The 23,542-nt window shown below is 65.0% G+C and carries 26 protein-coding genes and 1 pseudogene; 13 read left to right on the forward strand and 14 right to left on the reverse strand.

Going from position 1 to position 23,542, the window contains the following annotated elements:
* Positions 1–26: 26 nt before the first annotated feature.
* Positions 27–824, forward strand: a complete 798-nt coding sequence (locus ACVISU_RS14090) for an N-formylglutamate amidohydrolase (protein ID WP_456707336.1) — start codon at positions 27–29, stop codon at positions 822–824.
* A 238-nt stretch (positions 825–1,062) separates the two neighbouring features.
* Here ACVISU_RS14090 and ACVISU_RS14095 read toward each other — a convergent pair whose 3' ends face one another.
* From ACVISU_RS14095 to ACVISU_RS14110, 4 genes are all read right to left on the reverse strand, one after another.
* On the reverse strand, positions 1,063–1,245 hold the full coding sequence (locus ACVISU_RS14095) for a hypothetical protein (RefSeq protein WP_456707337.1): 183 nt from the start codon (positions 1,243–1,245) through the stop codon (positions 1,063–1,065).
* Positions 1,246–1,252: 7 nt separating this feature from the next.
* The gene (locus tag ACVISU_RS14100) at positions 1,253–2,416 is read right to left on the reverse strand and encodes a PepSY-associated TM helix domain-containing protein (RefSeq protein WP_456707338.1); all 1,164 of its coding nucleotides are present in this window, start codon (positions 2,414–2,416) and stop codon (positions 1,253–1,255) included.
* A 222-nt stretch (positions 2,417–2,638) separates the two neighbouring features.
* A complete protein-coding gene (locus ACVISU_RS14105; RefSeq protein WP_172803527.1) occupies positions 2,639–2,812 on the reverse strand; it encodes a hypothetical protein in 174 nt (57 codons plus the stop codon).
* A 9-nt stretch (positions 2,813–2,821) separates the two neighbouring features.
* The gene (locus ACVISU_RS14110; RefSeq protein ID WP_050402695.1) at positions 2,822–3,055 is read right to left on the reverse strand and encodes a DUF6894 family protein; all 234 of its coding nucleotides are present in this window, start codon (positions 3,053–3,055) and stop codon (positions 2,822–2,824) included.
* 171 nt (positions 3,056–3,226) lie between these two features.
* Between ACVISU_RS14110 and ACVISU_RS14115 the strand changes: the two genes are divergently transcribed.
* Genes ACVISU_RS14115 through ACVISU_RS14125 form a run of 3 tightly spaced genes read left to right on the forward strand, consistent with a single transcriptional unit; the run spans position 3,227 to position 7,499 of the window.
* Positions 3,227–3,901, forward strand: coding sequence for a TetR/AcrR family transcriptional regulator (locus ACVISU_RS14115; protein WP_456707339.1), 675 nt, complete (start codon positions 3,227–3,229; stop codon positions 3,899–3,901).
* Positions 3,898–6,579, forward strand: coding sequence for a molybdopterin-dependent oxidoreductase (locus tag ACVISU_RS14120; RefSeq protein WP_456707340.1), 2,682 nt, complete (start codon positions 3,898–3,900; stop codon positions 6,577–6,579). The genes ACVISU_RS14115 and ACVISU_RS14120 overlap by 4 nt, the downstream gene beginning before the upstream one ends.
* Positions 6,576–7,499 carry an FAD binding domain-containing protein gene (locus tag ACVISU_RS14125; RefSeq protein WP_456707341.1) on the forward strand — a complete coding sequence of 308 codons (924 nt, stop codon included), beginning with the start codon at positions 6,576–6,578 and terminating at the stop codon, positions 7,497–7,499. The genes ACVISU_RS14120 and ACVISU_RS14125 overlap by 4 nt, the downstream gene beginning before the upstream one ends.
* Positions 7,500–7,507: 8 nt before the next feature.
* Here ACVISU_RS14125 and ACVISU_RS14130 read toward each other — a convergent pair whose 3' ends face one another.
* From ACVISU_RS14130 to ACVISU_RS14140, 3 genes are all read right to left on the reverse strand, one after another.
* On the reverse strand, positions 7,508–8,125 hold the full coding sequence (locus ACVISU_RS14130) for a LysE family translocator (protein WP_050402699.1): 618 nt from the start codon (positions 8,123–8,125) through the stop codon (positions 7,508–7,510).
* Between the two features lie 144 nt (positions 8,126–8,269).
* A complete protein-coding gene (locus ACVISU_RS14135; protein WP_456707342.1) occupies positions 8,270–8,800 on the reverse strand; it encodes a hypothetical protein in 531 nt (176 codons plus the stop codon).
* 10 nt (positions 8,801–8,810) lie between these two features.
* Positions 8,811–10,253 (reverse strand): LVIVD repeat-containing protein, encoded by a 1,443-nt coding sequence (locus tag ACVISU_RS14140; protein WP_456707343.1) that lies wholly within the window; start codon positions 10,251–10,253, stop codon positions 8,811–8,813.
* A gap of 121 nt (positions 10,254–10,374) precedes the next feature.
* On the opposite strand from ACVISU_RS14140, the gene ACVISU_RS14145 reads away from it, so the two are divergent.
* The 4 genes and pseudogenes from ACVISU_RS14145 to ACVISU_RS14160 all read left to right on the forward strand — a co-directional run bounded on the left by ACVISU_RS14145 (position 10,375) and on the right by ACVISU_RS14160 (position 12,149).
* On the forward strand, positions 10,375–10,689 hold the full coding sequence (locus tag ACVISU_RS14145; RefSeq protein WP_024581051.1) for an ArsR/SmtB family transcription factor: 315 nt from the start codon (positions 10,375–10,377) through the stop codon (positions 10,687–10,689).
* A complete protein-coding gene (locus ACVISU_RS14150) occupies positions 10,682–11,146 on the forward strand; it encodes an SRPBCC family protein (protein WP_050402703.1) in 465 nt (154 codons plus the stop codon). The genes ACVISU_RS14145 and ACVISU_RS14150 overlap by 8 nt, the downstream gene beginning before the upstream one ends.
* A pseudogene (locus ACVISU_RS14155) lies at positions 11,139–11,601 on the forward strand (SRPBCC family protein). The gene ACVISU_RS14150 and the pseudogene ACVISU_RS14155 overlap by 8 nt, the downstream one beginning before the upstream one ends.
* A gap of 32 nt (positions 11,602–11,633) precedes the next feature.
* On the forward strand, positions 11,634–12,149 hold the full coding sequence (locus tag ACVISU_RS14160; protein ID WP_456707344.1) for an SRPBCC family protein: 516 nt from the start codon (positions 11,634–11,636) through the stop codon (positions 12,147–12,149).
* Between the two features lies 1 nt (position 12,150).
* Here ACVISU_RS14160 and ACVISU_RS14165 read toward each other — a convergent pair whose 3' ends face one another.
* The 6 genes from ACVISU_RS14165 to ACVISU_RS14190 all read right to left on the reverse strand — a co-directional run bounded on the left by ACVISU_RS14165 (position 12,151) and on the right by ACVISU_RS14190 (position 18,129).
* On the reverse strand, positions 12,151–12,954 hold the full coding sequence (locus ACVISU_RS14165) for a DUF2189 domain-containing protein (protein ID WP_456707345.1): 804 nt from the start codon (positions 12,952–12,954) through the stop codon (positions 12,151–12,153).
* 86 nt (positions 12,955–13,040) lie between these two features.
* Positions 13,041–14,651 carry an acyl-CoA synthetase gene (locus ACVISU_RS14170; RefSeq protein WP_456707346.1) on the reverse strand — a complete coding sequence of 537 codons (1,611 nt, stop codon included), beginning with the start codon at positions 14,649–14,651 and terminating at the stop codon, positions 13,041–13,043.
* A 57-nt stretch (positions 14,652–14,708) separates the two neighbouring features.
* The gene (locus ACVISU_RS14175) at positions 14,709–16,235 is read right to left on the reverse strand and encodes an FAD-dependent oxidoreductase (protein WP_456707347.1); all 1,527 of its coding nucleotides are present in this window, start codon (positions 16,233–16,235) and stop codon (positions 14,709–14,711) included.
* 79 nt (positions 16,236–16,314) lie between these two features.
* Entirely contained in the window at positions 16,315–16,782 is a 468-nt protein-coding gene (locus ACVISU_RS14180) for a hypothetical protein (protein ID WP_456707348.1), read from the reverse strand.
* 131 nt (positions 16,783–16,913) lie between these two features.
* Positions 16,914–17,369, reverse strand: a complete 456-nt coding sequence (locus ACVISU_RS14185) for a GatB/YqeY domain-containing protein (RefSeq protein WP_050402709.1) — start codon at positions 17,367–17,369, stop codon at positions 16,914–16,916.
* A gap of 58 nt (positions 17,370–17,427) precedes the next feature.
* Positions 17,428–18,129 carry an alpha/beta fold hydrolase gene (locus tag ACVISU_RS14190; protein WP_456707349.1) on the reverse strand — a complete coding sequence of 234 codons (702 nt, stop codon included), beginning with the start codon at positions 18,127–18,129 and terminating at the stop codon, positions 17,428–17,430.
* Between the two features lie 161 nt (positions 18,130–18,290).
* On the opposite strand from ACVISU_RS14190, the gene carA reads away from it, so the two are divergent.
* The 4 genes from carA (at position 18,291) to ACVISU_RS14210 (ending at position 21,952) form a co-directional block, all read left to right on the forward strand.
* Positions 18,291–19,484 carry a glutamine-hydrolyzing carbamoyl-phosphate synthase small subunit gene (gene carA / locus ACVISU_RS14195; protein ID WP_456707350.1) on the forward strand — a complete coding sequence of 398 codons (1,194 nt, stop codon included), beginning with the start codon at positions 18,291–18,293 and terminating at the stop codon, positions 19,482–19,484.
* 149 nt (positions 19,485–19,633) lie between these two features.
* A complete protein-coding gene (locus tag ACVISU_RS14200) occupies positions 19,634–20,131 on the forward strand; it encodes a PaaI family thioesterase (protein ID WP_456707351.1) in 498 nt (165 codons plus the stop codon).
* A 125-nt stretch (positions 20,132–20,256) separates the two neighbouring features.
* Complete coding sequence (locus ACVISU_RS14205; RefSeq protein ID WP_456707352.1) at positions 20,257–21,357, forward strand: mandelate racemase/muconate lactonizing enzyme family protein; 1,101 nt, start codon at positions 20,257–20,259, stop codon at positions 21,355–21,357.
* Between the two features lie 73 nt (positions 21,358–21,430).
* A complete protein-coding gene (locus tag ACVISU_RS14210) occupies positions 21,431–21,952 on the forward strand; it encodes a hypothetical protein (RefSeq protein ID WP_456707353.1) in 522 nt (173 codons plus the stop codon).
* Positions 21,953–22,116: 164 nt separating this feature from the next.
* Here ACVISU_RS14210 and ACVISU_RS14215 read toward each other — a convergent pair whose 3' ends face one another.
* On the reverse strand, positions 22,117–22,695 hold the full coding sequence (locus ACVISU_RS14215) for a Dps family protein (protein WP_430641522.1): 579 nt from the start codon (positions 22,693–22,695) through the stop codon (positions 22,117–22,119).
* 86 nt (positions 22,696–22,781) lie between these two features.
* On the opposite strand from ACVISU_RS14215, the gene ACVISU_RS14220 reads away from it, so the two are divergent.
* The gene (locus ACVISU_RS14220; protein WP_456707354.1) at positions 22,782–23,471 is read left to right on the forward strand and encodes a class I SAM-dependent methyltransferase; all 690 of its coding nucleotides are present in this window, start codon (positions 22,782–22,784) and stop codon (positions 23,469–23,471) included.
* The last annotated feature ends 71 nt before the right edge of the window (positions 23,472–23,542 follow it).

Genomic DNA, 23,542 nt, shown 5'->3' on the forward strand with positions numbered 1-23,542 from the left:
AATAGGCAAAGTTGAGGAAAAAGCCCGTGAATCACGCCGGTGGCCCGTTCTTTCTGCTGACAAACACCGATGTTTCACCGGTTCTTGAACATAATCCTGACGGCCGCTCGCCGTTCCTACTGACTTGCGATCATTACGGCAGGCTGATTCCCTCCCGGCTCGGAGACCTCGGCCTGCCCGAAAGCGAGCTCGTCCAGCACATCGCCTGGGACATCGGCATCGCCGGCGTCGCGACGCAGCTCTCCGACCTGCTCGGCGCGCACCTGATCGCGCAGCGCTACTCGCGGCTCGTGATCGACTGCAATCGTCCGCCGCATGTCGCAAGCTCGGTCCCGCTGATCAGCGAAGCCACCACCATTCCCGGCAATGAAGGCCTGTCGCGCGAGGCTGCCGAGCTGCGCCGCAGGCAGATCTTCGATCCCTATCATCAGCGCATCGACGCGGTCATCGACGAGCGCGCGCGTCAGGGCATGCCGACAGTGCTGGTGTCGCTGCACAGCTTCACGCCGATTTATGCCGGCATCGCGCGTCCTTGGCACATCGGCACGCTCTACCACCACGACGAGGCGCTGCCGCCGCTGCTGCTGAAGCATCTGCGCGGCGAGGCCGATCTCGTGGTCGGCGACAACGAGCCCTATGCGGTCAGCGACGAGACCGACTACACGATTCCCGTGCATGGCGAACAGCGCGGCCTGATCAATTCCGGCATCGAGATCCGCCAGGACCTGATCTCCGACCAGGCCGGAGAGACCGCATGGGCCGAGCGGCTGGCGCGCATCCTCGGCGAGATCGAAACGACACTGCGTAAGGACGCACTGATCTAAAGCATGCTCCGGAAAGGTGCGAAGCGGTTTTCCGAAAAGATCATGCTCAGTCAAAGAGCTAAAGCGCGATGACGATTCAACCTAATCACATCGCGCTTTAGGGCATCGAGCGCGCCGTCCAACCCATCATGGCGGTCCAATTGGAACAGCAGCGACGGCTTACCTCTCCTTTGGGAGAGGTGGACCGAAGTCGACGGCCAAACCGTTCGATCAGGGAACGGCGATCAAGCGAGCCTGATCAATTCGGCCGCCGCCGCCAGATGAACAGCAGATAGAGCAGCACCGGCAGGCCAAGCGACACCCAGGAGACGGCATCCCACCAGCCGTCGCCGACCAGCGCGCTGATCAATCCCACCGTGCTCACGATTGCGATCACGAGCGGGGCGGCGAAGATCTGGGTCAATGAACGATGTGCGACCATGCTGATGTCACGACGTGAGCGCGGGATTGTCGATCGAGGCGGCGCTGGCGATGGCGCGCTCCACGCTCACGCCCGCCTTGCGTCGGCGCATCCACAGATACACGCCGGTGGCCAGAATGAAGATGGTGAGGATGTCGAGCAGCGCCCAGACGATCTTGAGCGGCATGCCGCCGTAATCGCCGAAATGCAGCGGCTGCGAGACGTACAGCGTCGACACATACCAGGGCATGTCGCGGCTGTCGGTCAGATCGCCGGTTTCCGCATCGATCAGCGCGGGCTTCAGCAGCCGCGAGGTCAGCGGCGTATCGCCGTGCAGGAACACCGCGTAATGGCTTTTGCTGCTGAACAGGGTTCCCGGGAAGGCGACGAAGCTCGGGGTCATTCCGGGTACCGCGTGCCTCGCCACCTCGACCGCCCCGTTCAGCGAGGTCAGCTTCGACGGCACCTGTCGGTCCTTGTACTGCGCGGTCATTTCGGCGAGCTGGCCGAACTGCCACATCTTGAGGACGAGGTCGGCCCAGGTGTTGATGACCCCGGTGACGCCGACCACCAGCGTCCAGGCCACCAGCAGGATGCCGGCGAGATTGTGCACGTCGAGCCAGCGCACGACGCGGGTCCGCTGCGCGCGGTAGGCGCCGAAGCGCAGCTTCCGCATCGACGGCGCGTAGACGACGATGCCGGAAATGATCACGACGCAGAACAGGATCCCCATCAATCCGAGGAACAGCTTGCCGGGCAGCCCCGCGAACATGTCGGTATGCAGCTTCAGCATGATGTAGGTGAAGCGTCCGGTCACGTCAGGGGAATCGAGATAGGCGCCGGTATGCGTATCCATCCGGATCAGGAGGTTGTTGGTCGGATCGGCGTCGATCGTCGGGCCAACGCTGACCCAGATCGCGCCGGGCTCGTCGCGATCCCAGATCAGGAAATGCGGTACCTTGCCCGGCGCTTGGGCGAGCGCGTTGGTGAGCAGATGATCCAGATCGGCCGCCGGTGTGCCTGCGGGCGCCTCGGCCGGCTTGACCGAACTGTGCAGGAGATCGTCGATCTCATCGTGAAAGATCAGCGGCAGGCCGGTGATGCAGAGCAGCAGCATGAACAACGTGCAGATCAGGCTGGTCCATTTGTGGACGGCACCCCACCGCCGCAGGGATTTGGTCGTTGCAGTCAACTTCGCTACCTGAATTCCAGAGTCTCCGTTGTGCCGTCACTAGCACGACGAAGGACGCGCGCCGTTGCGCGGCGATTAGAACCCATCCAGTGTTGGACTTATCGGCGATCGTGTTGCGATCTCGCAACGAGCGCGTCCGGGAACTGCGACACCGCGTCCCGGCCTTCGGCGCGATTTCCTGGGATCGTTCTCTTGGGATCGTTCTAAATCGGATCACGGGGTTCAACCGGCTGACGCGGCGTGGACGGGATGCTTCGCGCGCCATTTGGGGCCCGGCCCGCGCATGTAGTGCAGCTCGGGCCGGTAGGGATCGCGCATTCGCGCGATCAGATTCTGCCAGCCGGCCGTGATCGCGTTCAGGCAACGAAGAGGCAGCAAGGACTGCAGCGACAGCATGGCTTACTCTCAGTGCGGTTTGCCGAGAACGAATGCGAAGGGCAGGATGACGATCTCCTCGCCGTCTTCGTCGCTGACATGCACGGCCCAGTCGCGCCAATCTTCCAGACTGACCGTTGCGACCAGCGAGCGCATCATGCAGGTCGCCGCCTCGCAGGCCTCGGCGAGGCTCGTCACCGAGGTGCCGCGGCGGTCCATCAGCACGCCGCGCGTGTTCGAGCAATGGAAATAGACCTGTGTCATGTCGCTATCCTCGCAAGCGCCGGGCGATCGGGCTCGCCCTTGCATGACGAAGCTTTACGGAGATCGGGCACACCCACCCGTGACGCTGCTCACACACAGGCGCGGGCACACAGCTCCCTGCCTCACCAAATCGCGATTTGACAAATCTCCTATCTTTGTCAAATTCGTCAAATGGGACCGAAAACCCGCATTCTCGATGCCACCATGCTGGTATTCCGCCGGCACGGCTTTCGCCGCTCCTCGATCGAGCAGGTCGCGGAAGCGGCAGGCCTGACGCGGCAGGCGCTCTACCACCATTTCGAATCCAAGGAGGCGCTGTTCCGCGCCGTGATCAAGCGCGTGCATGAGAGCGCCATCGCGGCCGAGGACAGCGCCGTCGCCGCGGCAGAGGCAGCGGGCGGCAATCTCGGCGACATCCTCGCCGCGGGCATGACCGCGCGGATATCGACCATGATCGCCTCGCTGGACAGCTCGCCGCATATCGAGGAATTGTATTCCGAGCACCTCGTGCACGCGCGCGACCTCTACCAGACCTATGCCGCGCGCCATACGGAGCGCGTGGCCGCCACCATCGCGCGTATCGTGCGCAAGCAGCAGCTTGTGCTGCCGCAGAGGCTGTCGCCGGAGGAATTCGCGCGGCTGGTCGAAATGTCGATGTACGCCGCGAAGTCGCAATATCCGGCGATGCAGCCGGCCGATGCGTTCCTGAAGGACATGGCGACCATGGTGCGGACGCTCTGCGCCGGCGCTGTGCCCAGATCGTTGCCGAACTCGCGACAGCCGCCCGCCAGGAAGGCGGCAATCCGCAACAAGTCGACACGCAGGACAACTGGAGGACAGTCATGACCACGACGACCGTCAACGGCCGCGCCGAACCCCTGCCCGACGATCCCGACGCGCTCCTGATCGACATCGTGCGCGACCAGCTCGGGCTCACTGGCACCAAGCTGGTGTGCGGCGCCGGCGTGTGCGGCGCCTGCACCGTGCTGGTCGACGGCGCGCCGGTCACAAGCTGCTTGATGCCGGCGCGGGCTGCCGCCGGCAAGGCGGTGACGACGGTGGAAGGCATCGGCGCCACGAGGCTGCATCCGGTGCAGAAGGCGTTCATGGCGCATGACGCGCTGCAATGCGGCTTCTGCACGCCAGGATTCATCGTGGAATCTGTCGCGTTCTGCGATCAATGGCGCGCGACCAGGGGAACGGCCGCGCCCTCGCGCGAGGAGATCGGCGCGGCGCTGTCGGGCCATCTCTGCCGCTGCGGCGCCTATGACGGGATATTCCGCGCGGTGGCGGACGCCTGCGCCGGCCGTTTCGACGGCGACAATGTCGCAGCGCCCCGCATCGAGGCGCGCGACAAGGTGACGGGAGCTGCGAAATACACCGTCGACATCAAGCATGACGGCCAGCTTGAAGGCCTGATCCTGCGCTCGCGCGTGGCGCATGCGCGCATCACCGCGCTCGATCTCGCGCCAGCGCGCGCGCTCGCCGGCGTCACGGCGGTGTCGCTGCTCGGCGACGACAAGATCGTGCGCTATGTCGGTGAGCCGATCGCGGCGGTCGCGGCCAAGGACCGCAAGACCGCACTGGCCGCGCTCGCGGCGATCAAGTTGACCAGCGAAAAGCTGCCCGCGGTGGTAGGTCTCGACGCCGGACGCAAGGATGGCGCGCCTGTCGTGTTCGACAGAGCGAACCGCAAGCGGGCCGGCAACGTCTCCGAGGCGGCCGGCGGACCGGCACCATGGAAGCAGAACATCCGCGGGCCGACCGCGGTGTTCTCGACCCGCGCCAAGAAAGCCCGCAACTGGGTCGAGGAGGCGCGCCAGGCGGGCAACAAGCTGCTCGTCGAAGGCACCTTCCGCACCGCGACGCAACAGCATGCATGTCTGGAGCCGCACGCCGCGGTGGCGCGCTTCGACGGCGACCGGCTGACCCTGCACGCCTCGACGCAGCAGGTGTTTCATCTCAAGGAGCAGATCGCCAAGCGCTACAAGCTCGACCACGACAAGGTCCGCGTGATCGCCGATCACGTCGGCGGCGGCTTCGGATCGAAGGCAAGCCTCGGCACCGAGACCATCGCCGCGATCGAGCTGGCGCGCGAGGCCAAGGCGCCGGTGCGGGTCGCCTACGATCGGCAGGAGGAGCTCTCGGTCGCCGGCTATCGGCCGGCCGCCGAACTGAAGGTCGCGCTGCTCCCTTCTGATGATGGCAAGCTGAAAGCGCTCTCGGTCACCGCGCATGCCGACACGGGCGCTGCGACCAACTCGACGATCGCGGGCCTGGCGCGGCTGATCTATCCGGCCGAGGCGAAGGACCTGTCGGATTTCGACGTCATCAGCAATCTGCCGCCCGGCGCCGCCTTCCGCGGCCCCGGCGGTCCGCCGATGGCATTTGCGGTGGAGCAGGCGATCGACGAGGCCGCGCTGCGGCTCAAGGTCGATCCGATCGCCCTGCGCAAGCGCTGGGATCCCGATCCCAACCGTCAGCGGCTCTACGACTGGGCATCCGGGCTTGAGCTCTGGCGCAATCGCAAACCGCAGCAGAGCGGGCGCTATCGCCGCGGCATCGGTGTGGCGACCGGCTACTGGCTCTATCTCTGGCAGCCCAATGTGAAGGTCGAGGTCGCGGTCAAGAGCGGACGCATCGTCGCCAGCACCGCGACGCAGGACATCGGCACCGGCACCCGCAGCGTGCTTGCTGACACCATCGCACGCGAGTTCGATCTCGAGCCTGCCGACATCGACGTGCGGATCGGCGATTCATCGCTGCCCGAAGGGCCTGGTTCCGGCGGCAGCCGCGTCACCGCCTCGGTGATGCCGCCGACCTTGCTGGCGGTGCGGAAGCTGAAGGCTGCGATCCTCGAACAGGCCGCACGAAAGCCCGCGCCCGGCTCGAACGCACCGTGGCGCGAGCTGATCGCACGCTCGCCCGACATCGCGGTCGTGGAGACGCGCGGCGAGGACGGCAAGAACACCGCGCCCGGCATCCGCTCGCCGCTGCGCGAAGTCGGCCTGATGGGCATGGTGTTCGGCTGGATGATGCGCCGCTTCTCGAACATCGCGGTCGGCGCCGGCGTGCCGAGCTCGGTGCAGGTGATAGAGGTCGAGGTCGACACCTGGCTCGGCCATGTCCGCGTGCTCAACGTGCATACCGGGATTGCGGTCGGCAAGATCGCGGCTCCCGCGCTGGCGCACAGCCAGGCCTGCGGCGCGGTGATCCAGGGCCTCGGCTACGCGCTCTATGAGGCGCGCGAGCTCGATCCTAACAGCGGCGACGTCCTGACCGCGGGAATGGAGGATTATCGCATCCCCGGCATCGCCGACACGCCCGAGATCGATGTGCATTTCGACGAAGCCGGGTTCGATCATGTGCTCGGCAACAGCGTCGGCATCGGCGAGGCCTCGACGGTGCCGACCTCGGCCGCGGTCGCCAACGCGATCCACGACGCAATCGGTGTCCGCCTCACCGAAATTCCGATCCGCCCCGACCGCATCGTCGCCGCGCTGAAAGGGAGGGATGCCGCATGAGCGTCGCAACCGCAGACGTCATCACCGCGCCTGAATTCCGTGCCGCCGGCACCGACCTGTCGGAGCGCCGCCGCAGCGGCCTGTCGTGCGGATCGGTCATCGATCTCACCGCCAGTCCCGATACGATCGGGATTGCGTGGAATGCGGACGGCGCGGCGCGGATCGGCGCCCTGACCGCAATCGCGGCGATCGCGTCCGACGCGCGGCTGGCGCAAGCCTATCCCGGCATCACTGCCGCCGCGCAGGGTCTTGCCACGCCGCAGATCCGGCACATGGCGACGCTCGGCGGCAACCTCGCGCAGCGCTCGCGCTGCTGGTATTTCCGCAATCCGCAGATCGGCTGTCTCAAGAAGGGCGGCTCCGACTGTCCGGCACGATCAGGCAATCATCTCTATCACGTCGCGTTCGATCTCGGCCCTTGCGTGGCGCCGCATCCGTCGACCATGGCGATGGCGCTCTTGGCCTATGATGCGAAGATCGTCACCGACCGGCGCAGCGGGCTGTCGATCGCCGAGGTGCTCGGCGACGGCAGCAACGGCACCGCCGACAATCTGCTCGCACCGGGCGAACGGATCGAACGGATCGAGCTCCCTGCCCTGCTGGCCAGCGAACGCGCGCTCTACAAACGCGCGATCAGCCGGACGCATGCCGAATGGCCGCTGGTCGAGATTTGCGTGCGGGCGGTGATAGAGGGCGGAGTCTTCCGTGAGGTCCATATCACCGCCGGCGGCATCGCCCCGGTCCCGCTGCGGCTTGCCGCGAGCGCTGCCGCGCTGCAGGGAAAGCCGGCCGACGCGGCGACCATCGCGCAAGCCGCCGAGCTCGCAACATCGGGGGCCAAGCCACTGACGATGACCGGATACAAGCTCGACCTGCTGAGGGGGCTGGTGCGCGACCTTGTCGAGCGGATTGCTGCGTAACCTGCAGCTTAGCGTGCCCGGGTCAGCGCCAGCCAGATGCCGCCGCCGATCATGAAGCCGCCTGAGATGCGCGACATCAGCCGCGTCCGCTCCTTGGAAAAGAATTTGCGGGCGCGGCCGGCCGCCAGCGCGTAGGCGGCGTCGGTCAGCACCGCGGTTGCCATGAAGGTGACGCCGAGCAGCGCCACCTGCGGCAAATGCGGCTTGTCCATGTCCATGAACTGCGGGATGAAGGCGCCGAAGAACACCAGCACCTTCGGATTCGACAGCAGCACCAGAAAGCCCTGCAGGAAGAACCCGCCGCGCGGCGGCGGCGGCCGGTCGTCGGTGCCGACGCCCTCGACCGGCGAACGGATCAGCTTGATGCCGAGCCAGACCAGATAGGCGGCGCCGGCAAAGCGCACCCAGTTGAACCAGTAGCCCATCGTCGCCATCAGCGAGGTCAACCCAACCGCGACGATGCCGATCACGATCGCGAGCCCGACCTGCGCGCCCAGCACGTTGGTGAGCGCGGCGCGCGTGCCGTAGCGCAGCCCGTTGGCGATCACCATCGTGACGATCGGACCGGGCAGCAGCGCCAGCGCGATGCAGGCGGCGACGAAGGCGAAATAGGCTTGCAGGGACATGGAGATCTCACTGAAGATGAGGCTGAATTATGCACGTGGGACGGGCGGAGAGGAAGCAGTTCCTGCTGATCCCCGTCATACCTGGGTGACCCGCTTTCGCTTGCGCGGGTGACGACACCATTTCGCATGCGAGAGAAGGCCCCCTCAGCGCCCCTCCATGGCCGCGATCATCCATGTTCTGATCTCTCGTGACTCCAGAAACTTCAACGTCGCCCGTTGCACCTGTGCGGCATCGCCGCTGCCCTGCGCCGCCACGGCCATGAGGTCGCAGCGATGCGACTCAGCAATACCGATCGCAGCTCGATTGCCGTCGACATCATAAGCCCTCACCCGTCCCGGCATGTCTGCCACCCGCAGGACATCACGCGCCTTCAGCGGCACAAAGCGCGGGCTGATCATGTCGACGTCGGACACGCGGTCGACCTCGTCGTCATCGGCGACGCCGCTCTCGCAGTTGCAGAAGCCGAGCTTCGGCCGGAAGTAAACCTCGACCTCAGTGCCGCACTCGGCCACACCGCAGCGGAAGGCACGACCGGCGGGCCAGCCGTCGCGCGGGAACGGCCAGGCGATCTCGCGCCATTGCGGGAGGCGCGGCGGCGCCATCTCGTAGCCGGCCACGGCCGACAGGCCGCCGAGCGCCAGGAACGTCGCAACCATAAGCTGCCACGAGCGCATCATCGCCCGCTCACGGCAGCCCGGCGACGGCCCGCGCCGCGCCGGTCAGTTCGAGAATATGCAGGCCGGTGTTGGCGCGGTCGACCGCGTAAATAAAACCGCGCTCGTCGGTCTCCACATTGTTGGTCTGGATCGCGACCTTGCAGCGCTCCTTGTCGCCGATCGTGACGCAGCGCTTGTCGGTCGCCGCGGTGATGGAGGGAATGAAGTACCCGACTTCCCTGGGATGATAGGGATCGCGGATATCGAGCGCGCGGACGCCGGCATTGAAGAAAGCGATGAACGCCAGCTTCTTGTAGTAGACCGGCGCCATGCTCTCGTTCGACGAATGTGAACCGAAGCGGCCGCCGCGCTCGCAGAAGGCGCCGGAGGCCTCGGGCACGGTGTAGCTAGAGATCAGCATCGGCCGTGCCTCGGTGGTGACGTCGGCGAACCATACCATCTGCCGCGCCTCGCCGCACTCGTTCTGGATCGCCTCGTCGACGATCATCACGATGTCGCGCGTCTTGCCGTCCTTGTCATGGGCGAATTCGGCGATTGGCATGCCGGGCATCGGAAACACCGTGTGCGCGCCGTTCATCGCTGACAGCGGCATCCGCGCGATCTCCGGGAATTTCAGATTGTCCGGTGTCGGCTCCTTGGGCCCATTCAAAAGCTTGTCGCGATCGACGATCTGCAGGAAGCCGCCCTTGTTAGTGCCGTAGCCGAAATAGACGCGGTTGCCCTGCGGCCCGGTCGGGATCGGCCCGTGCAGCTCGGTCGGCACCGCGCCGGTCGCGCCCGGCTCCTGCCCGGGCAGGCCGAAATCCCTGATCTTCCTTGGCTGCGCAGGATCGGAGAGATCATAGATTTGCGTCATGCGCCGCGTGCGCCAGTCCGGCGCCCCCGACACAAGATAGGCGATGCCGGTGTCGCATTCCCAAAAGTTCTTATGCGTGTCCTTCAACCCGCCGATCCGGGTGATCAACACGGGATTGGCGGGATCGGCGACGTTCCAGATATCATGCGCCTCGCTGCCGAAGGTGCGCAGCATGTAGACCGCGTTGCGATCGCCCTTCGGCAGATCCTTGCCGTCGCAGATCCGCACCATCTGCGCGCCGCCGGATTCGTATTTGCCTTCCTGGCCTGGAATGTGCCGCAGATATTTCGGATGCGCGGGATCGGTGACGTCGACGATCGAGGTGCCGTTTGGTTCAGGCTTGCCGGTCATCGGATTGACCGGATCGGGATTGTCGTCGGTGCCGCCGTGATGGCCGATATAGGCGATCCATCTGTCGCCCTGGTGATGGATGGTCGGCTGATAGGCGCTGCGCGCCTGCAGGTCGCTGGTTCCAACCAGCCGCATGTTGGAGGCTTCAGGCGGGTCGCCGATCTTCTGCTGCCGGGCGCCCGCAGCATTCGCGAGCAGGACGAAAAAGAACACGCAGCAAACTGCCGTAACGCGACCACCCATGCGCACCACCCCGAATTCCCAGGCCAATCTGCGTTGGCTGCGCGGAACGCTAGCACGGCGATACCGGCGCCCAAACACACGCTCTTGACATGCAACCATTTGGTTGCCTATTATCCGACCCATGGATGAAGTCTTCAAAGCCCTCGCGGATGCCTCACGGCGGACGCTGCTTGACCGGCTTCACGATCAAAACGGGCAGACGCTCGGTGAGCTCTGCGACGGTCTCGACATGACGCGTCAGGCCGTCACCAAGCACCTTGGGATTCTCGAGGAGGCCAACCTCGTCACCACGATCAAGCATGGTCGCGAGAAACTGCATTACCTCAACCCGGTTCCGATCCATCAGATCGGCGAGCGCTGGATCAGGAAGTTCGAGCGCGGCAAGCTCGCCGCGCTCAGCGAATTGAAAAGACAATTGGAGAAGCGTGATGAGTAAGCCGGACTATGTCTACGTCACCTATATCGAGACCACGGCCGACAAGCTGTGGCACGCGCTGACATCGAGCGACTTCACCGAACGGTTCTGGTTCGGCTATCGGATCAGCTCGGACTGGAAGGTCGGCTCGCCCTACCACCTGTCCAAGGACAGCAGCCGCGCCGTGCAGGGCGAAGTGCTGATCGCCGATCCACCGAGCAAACTCGCCTACAGCTGGGACGTGGTGAAGGAAGGTCATGCGCGCGAACAGGTCTCGCGCGTGACCTTCGACATCGAACCGCACGGCGGGGTCGTCAAGCTGACCGTGACGCACGACAACCTCGGTCCGAAAACGCTGCGCGACATCTCCGGCGGCTGGCCGATGGTGATTGCAAGCCTGAAGAGCTTCCTGGAGACCGGACGCGAATTGCCGGCCGACCTGCTCACGAGCGGCGCGAGGGAGGCCTACCATGCCTAAGCCCGAATTCGCCTATGTCACCTACATCGAGACTACGCCAGAGAAGCTGTGGGATGCACTGACATCCAGCGCATTCACGCAGCAGTACTGGTTCGATACCGAGGTGAGGTCGAACTGGAAGATCGGTGCGCCGCTCGCGCTGGTGACGAACGGCAAGGTCACCGACACCGGCGAGATACTCGAGATCGACCGCCCGCGCCGCCTCTACGTTCAAGCACGAAGCCGATCCCGGAATGCGCAAGGAGCCGGCAACGAAAGTCGTATTCACGCTTGAGCCGTTCGGCCGGATCGTGAAGCTGACCGTGACCCATGAGGGCTTCGGCGTCGGCAGCAAGCTGCTCGACGGCATTTCCAAGGGCTGGCCCGCGATCCTGTCCAGCCTCAAGAGCCTGCTCGAGACCGGCAAGGCGGTCACGATCCCGCCTGTCGCGCTCGGGATCGAAGGCTTCGAATGACAATGAAAATCTATCGAAGGATACGTGCGGACATGAACGTCGATAAATTCAAGCCGGCCATCGTCTATGCGATCTACATCGCCGCCACCCCGGAGAAGGTGTGGCAGGCACTGACGACCGCCGAACTCAGCCGGCAGTATTTTTCCGGCAACGCGGTCGAGGTCGATCTTCGGGTCGGTGGCGCCTACATCGTGCGCACGCCCGACGGCGCGATGCATATCTCCGGCGAGGTGATCGAGTGCGATCCCCTGAGGCGGCTGACGGTTACCTTCAACGTCAACTGGCCGCAGCTCGTCGAGAAGCTCGGGCCGACGCTCGTCACCTGGGAGATCGAACAAGCCGGCGACGGCGTAAAGCTGACTTTGCTGCAATCGCATGACCGCCCGATCAGCGACGACATCCTGTCCGGCGGCCGCACCGGCTGGCCGGCGATCCTCTCCAGCCTGAAGAGCCTCATGGAGACCGGCAGGGCCATGGTGATCCCGATGCAGCCGCCGGCGCGCATGATGGCCGCGCTGAAGGAATTGGGAATTCCGATGCCGACGTGACTTACTCCCGGCGCAGGATCGGGTCGGCAAAAGAGCCGACCGGGACCACGACGCGGCGGTAGAGATGCCAGGTAGTGTGGCCGAGCACCGGAATCGTCACGAGCAACCCCAGGAAGTACGGGATCGCCGAAACGATTAGCAGCACGACGATCACCGCCGCCCACCCGATCATGGGCAGCGGGCTCGTGACGACTGCACGCACGCTCGTTATCATCGCGGTGACGAAATCGACCTCGCGATCCAGCAGCAGCGGGAACGATATCACCGTCAGCGAGAACAGGATCAGAGACAACGCCGCCCCGTCGGCATTGCCGATGGCGAGGAACAGCAGGCCCTCATCGGTGGTCAGCACCACAGTGATGAACTCACGAAGGCTGGAAAAGGACACGTTGAGCCCGAGCAGGAGCGCGAGCAGCAGCCGCACCTGGTACATCCAGATCACGAACACGAACAACGTGACGAACGCCATCCAGCCGATTTCGCCCCGCGAGCGCAGCTTCGACCAGATCGCGCCGAGCGAGATCGGTTCGCCCGCTTCGCGGCGCCTGCTGATCTCGTAGAGACCGATCGCAACGAACGGGCCGATCAAGGCAAACCCCGCCGCGAGCGGATAGGCCAGATAGACCATGCCGAGCGCGGTCAGGCAAAGCAGGATGGCGTTGCCGCCGAGCATGTAGATCGCGCCGAACATCAATCCATAGAGCGGCACCGCCTGGAAATCGCGCAGCCCCTGCCCCAGCGCCTCCGCGATGTCAGCCACGCGGATCCTGCGCACCACTAGATCGAACTTGCCAGAGACCGACATCAGCCCTGCCGCGAATGATTGAACGCGCATCGATGCAAGCGATTGCGCGAGCCGCATTGATGCGGATCAATACCGGCGGCGTAGCCCTAGCCCAGCGCCCTTAGCTCGCGCCGCAGCACCTTGCCCGTCGCGGTCATCGGCAGGCTGTCGGCAAACTGCACGAAGCGCGGATATTCGTGGGCGGCGAGCTGGATCTTGACGAACTCCTGGATCTCGCGGGCCAACGCATCGTTCGGCGCGAAGCCCGGACGCAGCACGATCCAGGCCTTGATCGATTCGGTGCGGATCGGATCGGGGATGCCGACCACCGCCGACATCGCGACCGCCGGATGTTTCATCAGCGTGTGCTCGATCTCGGACGGGCCGACGCGATAGCCGGCCGTGGTGATGACGTCATCCTCGCGGCTGACGTACCAGAAATAGCCGTCCTCATCCTGCACGCCGAGATCGCCGGTCAGCAGGAATTCGCCGGCATATTTCTTGGCGGTCGCCTCCGGGTTGCGCCAGTACTCGAGCATGGTGCAGGGGCACGGCTGGCGCACGCCGACGATGCCGCGCTCGCCGCGCGGCAATTCCTCGCCCTTGTCGTTGACGATGCGGACGTCGAAGCCCGGCGTGGCGCGGCCCATCGAGCCCGGCCGAATCGGAAACAGGTTGGAATTGCTGCCGATCACGAGATTGCACTCGGTCTGCCCGAACACCTCATGGGCGTCGATCCCGAAAGTATCGCGCACCCAGCCGAGCAATTCGCCGCCAAGCGACTCGCCGCCGGTGAAGATGCTGCGCAGCCTGACGCCGGAATTCTTCACATCGGCCTGCCGCATCAGCTTCAGCGCGGTCGGCGGCAGGAACACGTTGCGGATGCCGAGCTCGGCCATCATCTGCATCGCCGCCTGCGGCTCGAACTTGCGGGCGCGATGGCCGACCATCGGGATGCCGTGGTACCAGAACGCGAGCAGGCCATTGATCAGGCCGCCGATCCAGGCCCAGTCGGCCGGCGTCCACATCAGATCACCGGGCCTGGGCAGGAAGTTGTGGCACATCTCGACATTGGGCAGGTGGCCGAGCACGACGCGATGCGCATGCAATGCGCCCTTCGGATTGCCGGTGGTGCCCGAGGTGTAGATGATCAGCGCAGGATCGTCGGCCGAGGTGTCGACGGTGGCGAATTCCGGCGACGCCGACTTGATTGCGCTCCAGAACGGCTTTGTCGCCGCCGGCGTCTTGTCGCCGACGAGGTAGACGCTCTTCAGCTCGGGCAGGCGGTCGCGGATTTTTGCGATCTTCTCCCAGCCGGCCGCATCGGTAACGACGGCTTTGGCCGCCGAGTTCGACAGGCGGAATTCGAGCGCATCCTCGCCGAACAGCGCGAACAGCGGGATCGAGATCATGCCCGCGCGGAATGCCGCGAGGTGCGCGACCGGCAGTTCGAGCGATTGCGACAGGAAGACCGCGACGCGGTCGCCGCGCACCAGGCCATCGGCGGTCAAGACATTGGCAAAGCGGCGCGAGGCGTCCGCAACCGCGTCGAACGAGGTGCGCGTGGTGCCGCCGTCCTCATCGACATAGAGGAGCGCGAGCCGGCCGGTGCCATCGGCATGGCGGTCGCAGCAGGCGGTCGCCACGTTGAACCGCGCGGGAATGTCCCAGCGGAAGTTGCGATAGAGCTCGTCGTAGGTTCTGGCTTCCTGAAGCATAGCTGCAGATTAGAGCATTGCAGCCAGACCACAAACCCCTGCATGAGGGGAAAGCGGTCAGGCTGTCGCCCGCTGCTGCTGCATTGCGACCTCCGCCTGGAGGCTGTCGAGGTCGCGATAGATCGACGCGACCGCCAGTACGCGGCCGCCGCGCTTGTAGCGAAGCACGCAATCCTTACCCGCAAGGCTGCCCTCCACCGCGATCTCGTCCCACCGTTCGGCGTGGCCGACATAGTTGATCGGCACGTCGTAGTGCTGGCTCCAGAAGAACGGCACCGCGTTGAAGACCTCGCGCTGCCCGAGCATATTCCGCGCCGCGGTCTGGCCCTGGCGCTCGGCCACCACCCAGTGCTCGACCCGGATGTTCTCGCCGCTGTGCGGATCGGGCCAGCGGGCGATGTCGCCGGCCGCGTAGATGCCGGAGACACTGGTCTCCAGATATGCGTCCACTGTAACGCCGCGATCGATGGCGAGCCCGGCGGCTTCCGCTAGCGCCAGCCGCGGCTTCACGCCGACGCCGACCACGACAAGATCGGCATCGAGCACGGGCCCGCTCTTCAGGTGCGCGCGCTTGCCCTCGATCGCGGTCACCGTGTCGCCGAGGTGGAAGACGACACCATGCTCTTCGTGCAGCGCGCGGACGAAATCGCCCATCTCAGGTCCGAGCACGCGCTCCAGCGGCCGCTGCTCCAGCCCGACCACGTGAACCTCGATCTCCCTCGCGCGCAACGAGGCCGCAACCTCGAGCCCGATGAAGCTCGCACCGATCACGACCGCGCGGCGCGCTCCAGCGGCCGAGGCAATGATCGCCCGGCAGTCGTCCAGCGTGCGCAACACGTGAACGTGGGGCTGGTCCGCGCCCGGGATCGGCAACCGTACCGGCTCCGCACCGGTCGCCAGCAACAGCCGGTCATAGGGAAGTGCTTCGCCGCCGGCGAGCACGACATTGCGGCCTCCGGTGTCGATCGACTTGACCTCGCTCCCCAGTCTGAGATCGATCGCCGCATCAACATAGAAATTGTCCGGCTTGAGCGGGAGCCAGTCTTCAGGCGCGCTGCCGGCGAGGAAATCCTTCGACAGGTTTGGCCGATCCACCGGCGGCGCGGTCTCGCCGCTCAGCATGACGATGCTGCCGCGATAATCCTGCCGTCGCAGCATCTCGGCGGCGGCAAACCCCGCCGCGCCGCCGCCGACGATCACGATCCTGCCGGGCGCATCGACCGGGCCCTTGATCCGAGATTTCGGCTGCTCGCGCTTCTCGCGCACGACGATGCGGTCGCCGTCGCGCTCGACCTTCCAGACGGCGAGCGCGTTGAAAGCGGGCGCTTCGGTCGCTTCACCGGTGCGAATATCAAAGCAGGCGTGATGCCAGGGGCAATGGACGGTCTCGCCCTCCACCAGGCCGTCGGCGAGCGGGCCGTGATAATGGCTGCAATGCGCATCGATGGCGAAGATGTCCGCTCCCGAGCGCACCAGCAGCACGGCCTCGTCGCCGACATGGCCGAGCAACATCGCGCCCACGAAGTCGGAAAGTGACACGCCTTGTGTCAGATCCGGACCGGAAGGAGCTTGCTGATCGGCCATGGCCTGTCTCCAGTTTATCCAGAACTTCGCCCCGAAGGCGACGCTTTCGCGAGGCCAGGCCCGTTTTCGGCAGCCGATCTCAGCTTCCCTGCATGTAGCGGACCGGGTTCTCCTTGTCCGCCTTGAAGATCTCGGCGGCCTCGGCGAACAGCGCCGCAACGGCAGCCGCCTTCAGATCAGCAAACGCCTCGAAGCTGAAATTGTTGCTGCCGGCCCGCAATTCGCCGAGCCGGCCGGCGTAGCAGGACACCAGCGGCTTCCCGTTACGGGTGACCGCGACATAGATGCTGATGTAGTTCTTCTGCAGCGCGACCCCGATCACCGGCCAGACCGCCGTCTTGCCGGACTTGATCGCGTAGCAAAACCGACCGTAGCCGATCATGTTCATGCGCATGCCGGCTTCGCCGGCCGGCGTGCCGGCATGAAAATGCCGTTTGAGCGAAGGCGCGGCCTTTCGCATCACCGCATGGACTTGTTCGAGATCCGCGGTCCGGCCGGGATCGAAGGCGAGGTAAGCTTCCAGACTGTCCGCCGCGACACGAAACATCGGAGGCCTCCGCCATCCGGCCCGCACAGGGCAGGTCATGCGTAGCCCGGATGCAGCGAAGCGTAATCCGGGGTTCTCACCGAACGGATAGATTGACCGGAATTGCGCTTCGCTTCATCCGGGCTACGAAATCAGGACGACAGCGCCGCCTTCACCAGGCCGCTGGCCTTGCCGAAATCCATCTGGCCGGCGTATTTCGCCTTCAAAGCACCGATCACCTTGCCCATGTCCTTGATGCCGGCCGCACCCATCTCGGCGATGACGGCCGCGATCGCGGCCTTCACGTCGTCGTCGGACATCTGCTTCGGCAGATAGGCGGAGATCACGGCGATCTCCTCGCGCTCCTGGGCGGCGAGCTCGGCGCGGCCACCCTTGTCGTAGAGCTCGACCGATTCCTGGCGCTGCTTGATCATCTTCTGCAGTAGGCCGAGCAGATCGGCATCGGAGAGTGGCGGCTTGCCCTGCCCGCGCGCGTCGATGTCGGCGTTCTTGATGGTCGAATTGACCATGCGCAGCGTGGAGAGCTTTCGCTCGTCCTTCGCCTTCATCGCTTCCTTGACCGCGGTATTGATATCGTCGCGCAGCATCCTGGTGTCCTTAAACTGGCAATCCTCTCATGTAGGCAGTTTGCGGCGGCGGGACAACCTAGTTCCTCAACCACTCAACCAGCGCGTCGGCGCAGGCCCGCGGCTGCTCCAGTTGCGGCAGGTGACCGCAATCGGGGATCACCACGAGCTTGGCTCCGGGAATGCCATTGGCCATCTCGTCCGACAACGCGTTCGGCACGGTGTTGTCGGTATCCGACGTCAGCACCAGGGTCGGGCATTTGATCCAGGCCATGCTCGGCCGCGAATCCGGCCGGCTGAGCACAGCGTTCTGCTGGCGGATGAAGGCCTCGGCGCCGACGTCCTGGCTCATGTCATAGACGACCTGACGCAGGCCTGCATCGCCCTGCCGCGACGGATGCACGAAGCCCGGAAACAGCTCGTCGACCACGCTCCGATACTCGCCGGTTTTGGCACGCTCGATCATGCCGCGGCGGCGTGCGGTTGCTTCCGGCGTATCAGGCCTCGCCTGGGTGCTCATCAGCGCCAGTTTCGCGACCCTCTCGGGCGCCTGCCGCATGATCTCGAAGGCGATGTAGCCGCCCATCGAGTGCCCGGCGAGCGCAAAACGCGGCGGCGCCTCGGCGAGGATCCGGCGGGCGATCGCCCCCATATTGTCGTCCCTGACATGGTTGGCGACCGTGACCGGCCCAAACCGCCACAGCGCCGGGATGACCGGGGCAAAGATCCGCGGTGAGCAGATGACGCCCGGGACGAGCAGGATCGGCATCGTGTTGTCCATGCGGGAGCTCCGGACCGGGTCATTTTCGGCAAGCAAACGGCCGCTTCAAGGAACTTTAGATTAAAAGGCCGTTCCGGCCTGTCAAATCGGCGGGCATTGCCGTGTGAATCCATGCCCTTTCGCTTTGACGCCGCAGGGTGCGGCGACTATTTAAAGGGCTCATGACAACCCCTGAAAACGCTCCCGCCTGGCCGGACCACAAACCGACCGCGCTCCTTGTGCTCGCCGATGGTACCGTGCTGGAAGGCTTCGGTCTCGGTGCGGAAGGCCACGCCGTCGGCGAGGTCTGCTTCAACACCGCGATGACCGGCTATGAGGAGATCCTCACCGATCCGTCCTACGCCGGCCAGATCATCACCTTCACCTTCCCGCATATCGGCAATGTCGGTACCAACGAGGAAGACATCGAGACGGTGAACATGGCCGCGACGCCGGGCGCGCGCGGCGTGATCCTGCGCTCGGCGATCACGGATCCCTCGAATTACCGCGCCACTCGCCACCTCGACCAGTGGTTGAAGGCGCGCGGCATCATCGGCCTCTCCGGCATCGACACCCGCGCGCTGACCTCGCTGATCCGCTCCAAGGGCATGCCCAATGCCGTGATCGCGCATTCGAAGACCAGCGAGTTCGACCTGCACGGATTGAAGGAAGAGGCCCGCGAATGGCCCGGCCTCGAGGGCATGGACCTGGTGCCGATGGTCACCTCCGGCCAGCGCTTCACCTGGGATGAGACGCCCTGGGTTTGGGGCAAGGGCTTTGGCCAGCAGAGCGCGCCGGAATTCAACGTGGTCGCGATCGACTACGGCATCAAGCGCAACATCCTGCGCCTGCTTGCCGGCGTCGGCGCCAAGGTGACCGTGGTGCCGGCAACGACCGCCGCCGAAGACATCCTGGCGATGAAGCCGGACGGCGTGTTCCTGTCGAACGGCCCCGGCGATCCCGCCGCGACCGGCAAATATGCCGTGCCCGTGATCCAGAAGGTGATCGCGTCGGGGACGCCGACCTTCGGCATCTGCCTCGGCCACCAGATGCTCGGCCTCGCCGTCGGCGCCAGGACCATGAAGATGCATCAGGGCCATCACGGCGCCAACCACCCGGTCAAGGACGAGACCACCGGCAAGGTCGAGATCACCTCGATGAACCACGGCTTCGCGGTCGACCAGGCCACGCTGCCCAAAGGTGCGACCCAGACCCATATCTCGCTGTTCGACGGCTCCAATTGCGGCATCGCGCTCGAGGGCAAGCCGGTGTTCTCGGTGCAGTACCATCCGGAGGCCTCGCCCGGCCCGCGCGACTCGCACTATCTGTTCCAGCGCTTCGCCGATCTGATGCGGAAGAAGAAGCAGGCGGCTTAGCTCCCGATCGTCATTGCCGGGCCTGACCCGGCAATCCATCCCTTGAAGAAAGATGGATGCCCGGATCAAGTCCGGGCATGACAGCTGTTGTGCGCGGCTGGCACCGACAGCGACAATGCGCCTTCGCATCACACCACGGAACTTCCGACATGACCGACAACACCACCCCGAAGCCCGTCTATGGCGTCTCCTCGCTTGCGGTGATGGCGTCGATGCCGGGGCTCGACTTCGTGCGGGGCATCTTCGCCCGCACCTTGCCGGAGCCGCCGATCATGGAGAATGTCGAACCGTTCGACTGCACCGCCGAGCCGGGCCATGTGGTGATCCACAGCGTCCCCGGCCTGCGCCACTACAATCCGATCGGCTCGGTGCATGGCGGCTATGTCGCGATCCTGCTCGATTCCGCGATGGCGCTCGCGGTGCAGACCACACTGCCGAAAGGTTCGGGCTACACCACGCTGGAGTTCAAGATCTCCTTCGTCCGCGGCATGAGCCAGGACACCGGCAAGATCCGCACCGAGGGCCGGGTACTCAACGCCGGCCGTCGCGCCGCGACCGCCGAAGGCCGCATCACCGATCAAAACGGCAAGCTGATCGCGCACGCGACCACGACCTGCATGGTGTTCGAGCTCCCCAAAAACGCCTGAAGGCAACCGCGTCCTGGCGCATTGGAGCCATGACGAAGCGCGCTGGATTGGCGCGGGCGTCCTGTGATTGAGTTTCGCGTCCGAGATCAGGCGACATGATCCGGTAGAAATAAAGGAAACGCCCGATGACCCCAGCCAACCCGGACATGATCATCCGCGACATCCGCATCACGATGCTGCGGCTGCCCTGGGCCGACGACCACTGGCTGAAGGGCGCAGCGCTCGGCGAGACGCGCGACATCCTGATCTGCGACGTCGAGACGTCCGGCGGCATCACCGGCATGGGCTACCTGTTCGTGTTCCGCCCGGCGATGAAGGCGATCGCGGCCTGTCTCGACGAGTGCATCATCCCGCGCGTGATCGGCAAGGACGCCACCGCGATCGAGGCGATCTGGCGCGATCTGTGGACAGCGACGATGACCTATGGCCGCGGCGGCATCGCCGCGATGGCCATGTCGGCGCTCGACATCGCGCTGTGGGACGCGGTGGGGAAACGCGCCGGCCTGCCGCTGCACCGGCTGTGGGGACACTATCGCTCGGAGATCCCGGTCTATGGTTCCGGCTGCTTCCGTGGCGCCGGCGGCGACGGGATGATCGAGAAGGCGCTGCATTTCGTGAAGCAGGGCTACAAGGCGATCAAGATGCAGGTCGCGCATGTCCACACGCCCGCGCAGGACCTCGACAACGTGCGCCGCATGCGCGAGGCGCTCGGGCCGGATATCGACATCATGATCGACGTCAATATGGGCTGGAGCGCCGATGTCGCCATCGAAATGGGACGCAAGTTCGAGAAGTACGATATCTACTGGCTGGAGGAGCCGGTGCCGGCCGATGATTTCGCCGGCTACCAGCGCATCGCGGCGGCGCTCGACATGCGCGTCGTCGGTGGCGAGTCCCATTTCACGCGCTACGATCTGCGACCGTTCTTCCTCAATCCCTGCCTGCCGATCCTGCAACCCGACCCGATGCGCGGCGGCATGACCGACCTGCGCAAGATCGCGGCGCTCGCAGACACGTTCGGCATCACCATCGCGCCGCATCTGTTTCCCGAACTCAATGTGCACCTGCTGGCTTCGATTCCGAACGGCATCTGGTGCGAGAACATGGCGTTGATCGACGACCTCTGGGTCGAGCCGCCGCAGATCGCCGACGGCATGATTACGGCGCCGGAGCGGCCGGGGCACGGGCTCAGGTTCAAGGACGACGTCCTGAAGTTCAAGATCTAGCAGGAACGGTTTTGGGGCCGACGGTTTGGTTTGTCCTGATATCATGGCCCCGCGAGACGCTGGAGAAACCACCATGTCGGTCGTCAGCAGCGATGCCGAGCCCCTGACTTTTGTCTTCCAGGACGACGGCTTGGTGCCGAACAATCCGATGCCGTTCCTGGTCTACAAGGGCGCCGTCAACCTCGGCAAAGATCCGGAAGCCATGATCGAGCGACTGTTCGGCGACAATGGCTGGGGCGCGATGTGGCGCAACGGCGTCTACGACTTCGCGCATTACCACGCCACCGTGCACGAGGTGCTGGGCGTCGCTTGCGGCAGCGCGCGCGTGCAGTTCGGCGGCGCGCGCGGCCGTGCGCTCGAGATTGCCGCCGGCGACATCGCGATCCTCCCCGCAGGCACCGGGCATCAATGCCTGTCGGCGAGCGGCGATTTCAACGTAGTCGGCGCCTATCCGCCTGGCCCGCCGATGGACCTGCAGCGGCCGACGCCGGAGAACCACGCCAAGGCACTGAAGACGATCCCGCTGGTGGCCATCCCCGCAACCGATCCGGTGATGGGCAAGGACGGGCCGCTGGTGCGGTTGTGGAAGCGTTGATGCGCCAACGCGCTGCTCCCCGTCCCTTCTCCCTTGTGGGAGAAGGTGGCGCGGATGAAATCCGCGACGGATGAGGGGTCCGCATCCGCGATAGAGACCCCTCACCCGGTTTCATCTCGCTCCGCTCGTGCGCCACCCTCTCCCACAAGGGGAGAGGGTGAGACTCAGGCCGCGTTGCTGCCTTCCTGGCGGCTTGCCTCAAACAGGAACCAGGTGCGGCGCTCGGTTTCGTCGATGAAGGTTTCGAGCAAACCGGCGGTGCCGGAATCCTCGTGGTCGTCGGCGAGCTTGTGCGCCCTGCGCATCGCCGCCGCGACGTGCTTGTTGTCCTCCATCAGCTCGCGCAGCATTTCGCGCGGTGGGACATAAGCCTCGTCATTGTCCTTGATGGTCTGGTGCTTGGCGATGTCGCCGATCGACCGCAGGGTCGCGCCGCCGAGCTTGCGCACCCGCTCGGCGAGCTGGTCGGTGGTCGCGAAGATCGCGTCCGACTGCTCGTCCAGCAACAAATGGTAGTCATGGAAATGCCGGCCGCTGACGTGCCAGTGAAAATTCTTGGTCTTCAGGTAGAGCGCGAAGGCGTCGGCCAGTAGCGTGTTGAGCGAGGCCGAGATCGCGTCCACTGCGGCTTGCGGCAAATCACTCGGCGTACCGAGATCGGCTGATATCTTGTCAGACTTGGCGTTACTGTTGGCTTTGCTCACGTTGGACCTTCCTGTTAGGAACCCCGTATTTCGGCGCATTGAACATTGGCCGCCGGACCGCTAACGCATCATCAGCCCACCTGTTCCTGAAAGTCAGGAACCCGTTCTGCCGGATACCAAACGCGATGGATGAATGGATCGACTATTACGATTCCACACATACGATTTATGCGAGCCGACTGCACCGCGACCTGCATTTCCAGGTCATCGCCAACGACATCATCGGCTACATCACCTCGCCCGGCGCCGTGGTGCTGGACTACGCCTGCGGTGAGGCGCTGTCGGCGGCGAAGGTCGCCAATGCCTGCGCCCAGCTCTATCTGGCGGAGCCTGCGCCCGGCGTGCGCGGCCGCCTGGTCGCGCGTTTTGCGTCCGACACCAGGATCCGCATCCGCTCGCTCGATGAATTGAAGAACATGGCGGCGGATTCGATCGACCTCGTGGTGATGAACTCGGTGGCACAATACATGACGCCGCAGGAGCTCGACGCCGCGTTCGACGTGATCCATCGCCTGCTGAAACCCTCGGGCCGCTTCGTGCTCGGCGATATCCTGCGGCCCGAAGTCGGCATGGCGAGGGACGTCATAGCGCTGCTGCGCTTTGCCGCGACCCACGGCTTCCTGCGCGATGCGTTGATCGGGCTCGCCTCGACGGCGCTGTCCGATTACCGGCAGCTGCGCACCAGGATCGGGCTGCAGCGCTACCGCGAGGACGAGATGATCGCAAAGCTCGCCGCCGCAGGCTTTGACGCCACGCGCGCGCCGCGCAACATCGGGCACAATCCGTGGCGGATGACATTCGTGGCGCGCCACTGACCCAAGGTTGCGCCAGGCATTAACGTTACCCTAAAGTAAACGTAGCCGGCGCTGAAATAATCAGTAATGAT

Source organism: Bradyrhizobium sp. USDA 4452 (genome assembly GCF_054063575.1).

Coding starts and splice junctions, on each gene's coding strand:
- ACVISU_RS14095 (WP_456707337.1), bottom strand. CDS start 1,245: ATGGTCGCACATCGTTCATTGACCCAGATCTTCGCCGCCCCGCTCGTG.
- ACVISU_RS14105 (WP_172803527.1), bottom strand. CDS start 2,812: ATGCTGTCGCTGCAGTCCTTGCTGCCTCTTCGTTGCCTGAACGCGATC.
- ACVISU_RS14110 (WP_050402695.1), bottom strand. CDS start 3,055: ATGACACAGGTCTATTTCCATTGCTCGAACACGCGCGGCGTGCTGATG.
- ACVISU_RS14115 (WP_456707339.1), top strand. CDS start 3,227: ATGGGACCGAAAACCCGCATTCTCGATGCCACCATGCTGGTATTCCGC.
- ACVISU_RS14120 (WP_456707340.1), top strand. CDS start 3,898: ATGACCACGACGACCGTCAACGGCCGCGCCGAACCCCTGCCCGACGAT.
- ACVISU_RS14125 (WP_456707341.1), top strand. CDS start 6,576: ATGAGCGTCGCAACCGCAGACGTCATCACCGCGCCTGAATTCCGTGCC.
- ACVISU_RS14130 (WP_050402699.1), bottom strand. CDS start 8,125: ATGTCCCTGCAAGCCTATTTCGCCTTCGTCGCCGCCTGCATCGCGCTG.
- ACVISU_RS14135 (WP_456707342.1), bottom strand. CDS start 8,800: ATGCGCTCGTGGCAGCTTATGGTTGCGACGTTCCTGGCGCTCGGCGGC.
- ACVISU_RS14140 (WP_456707343.1), bottom strand. CDS start 10,253: ATGGGTGGTCGCGTTACGGCAGTTTGCTGCGTGTTCTTTTTCGTCCTG.
- ACVISU_RS14145 (WP_024581051.1), top strand. CDS start 10,375: ATGGATGAAGTCTTCAAAGCCCTCGCGGATGCCTCACGGCGGACGCTG.
- ACVISU_RS14150 (WP_050402703.1), top strand. CDS start 10,682: ATGAGTAAGCCGGACTATGTCTACGTCACCTATATCGAGACCACGGCC.
- ACVISU_RS14160 (WP_456707344.1), top strand. CDS start 11,634: ATGAACGTCGATAAATTCAAGCCGGCCATCGTCTATGCGATCTACATC.
- ACVISU_RS14165 (WP_456707345.1), bottom strand. CDS start 12,954: ATGTCGGTCTCTGGCAAGTTCGATCTAGTGGTGCGCAGGATCCGCGTG.
- ACVISU_RS14170 (WP_456707346.1), bottom strand. CDS start 14,651: ATGCTTCAGGAAGCCAGAACCTACGACGAGCTCTATCGCAACTTCCGC.
- ACVISU_RS14175 (WP_456707347.1), bottom strand. CDS start 16,235: ATGGCCGATCAGCAAGCTCCTTCCGGTCCGGATCTGACACAAGGCGTG.
- ACVISU_RS14180 (WP_456707348.1), bottom strand. CDS start 16,782: ATGTTTCGTGTCGCGGCGGACAGTCTGGAAGCTTACCTCGCCTTCGAT.
- ACVISU_RS14185 (WP_050402709.1), bottom strand. CDS start 17,369: ATGCTGCGCGACGATATCAATACCGCGGTCAAGGAAGCGATGAAGGCG.
- ACVISU_RS14190 (WP_456707349.1), bottom strand. CDS start 18,129: ATGGACAACACGATGCCGATCCTGCTCGTCCCGGGCGTCATCTGCTCA.
- carA (WP_456707350.1), top strand. CDS start 18,291: ATGACAACCCCTGAAAACGCTCCCGCCTGGCCGGACCACAAACCGACC.
- ACVISU_RS14200 (WP_456707351.1), top strand. CDS start 19,634: ATGACCGACAACACCACCCCGAAGCCCGTCTATGGCGTCTCCTCGCTT.
- ACVISU_RS14205 (WP_456707352.1), top strand. CDS start 20,257: ATGACCCCAGCCAACCCGGACATGATCATCCGCGACATCCGCATCACG.
- ACVISU_RS14210 (WP_456707353.1), top strand. CDS start 21,431: ATGTCGGTCGTCAGCAGCGATGCCGAGCCCCTGACTTTTGTCTTCCAG.
- ACVISU_RS14215 (WP_430641522.1), bottom strand. CDS start 22,695: ATGCGCCGAAATACGGGGTTCCTAACAGGAAGGTCCAACGTGAGCAAA.
- ACVISU_RS14220 (WP_456707354.1), top strand. CDS start 22,782: ATGGATGAATGGATCGACTATTACGATTCCACACATACGATTTATGCG.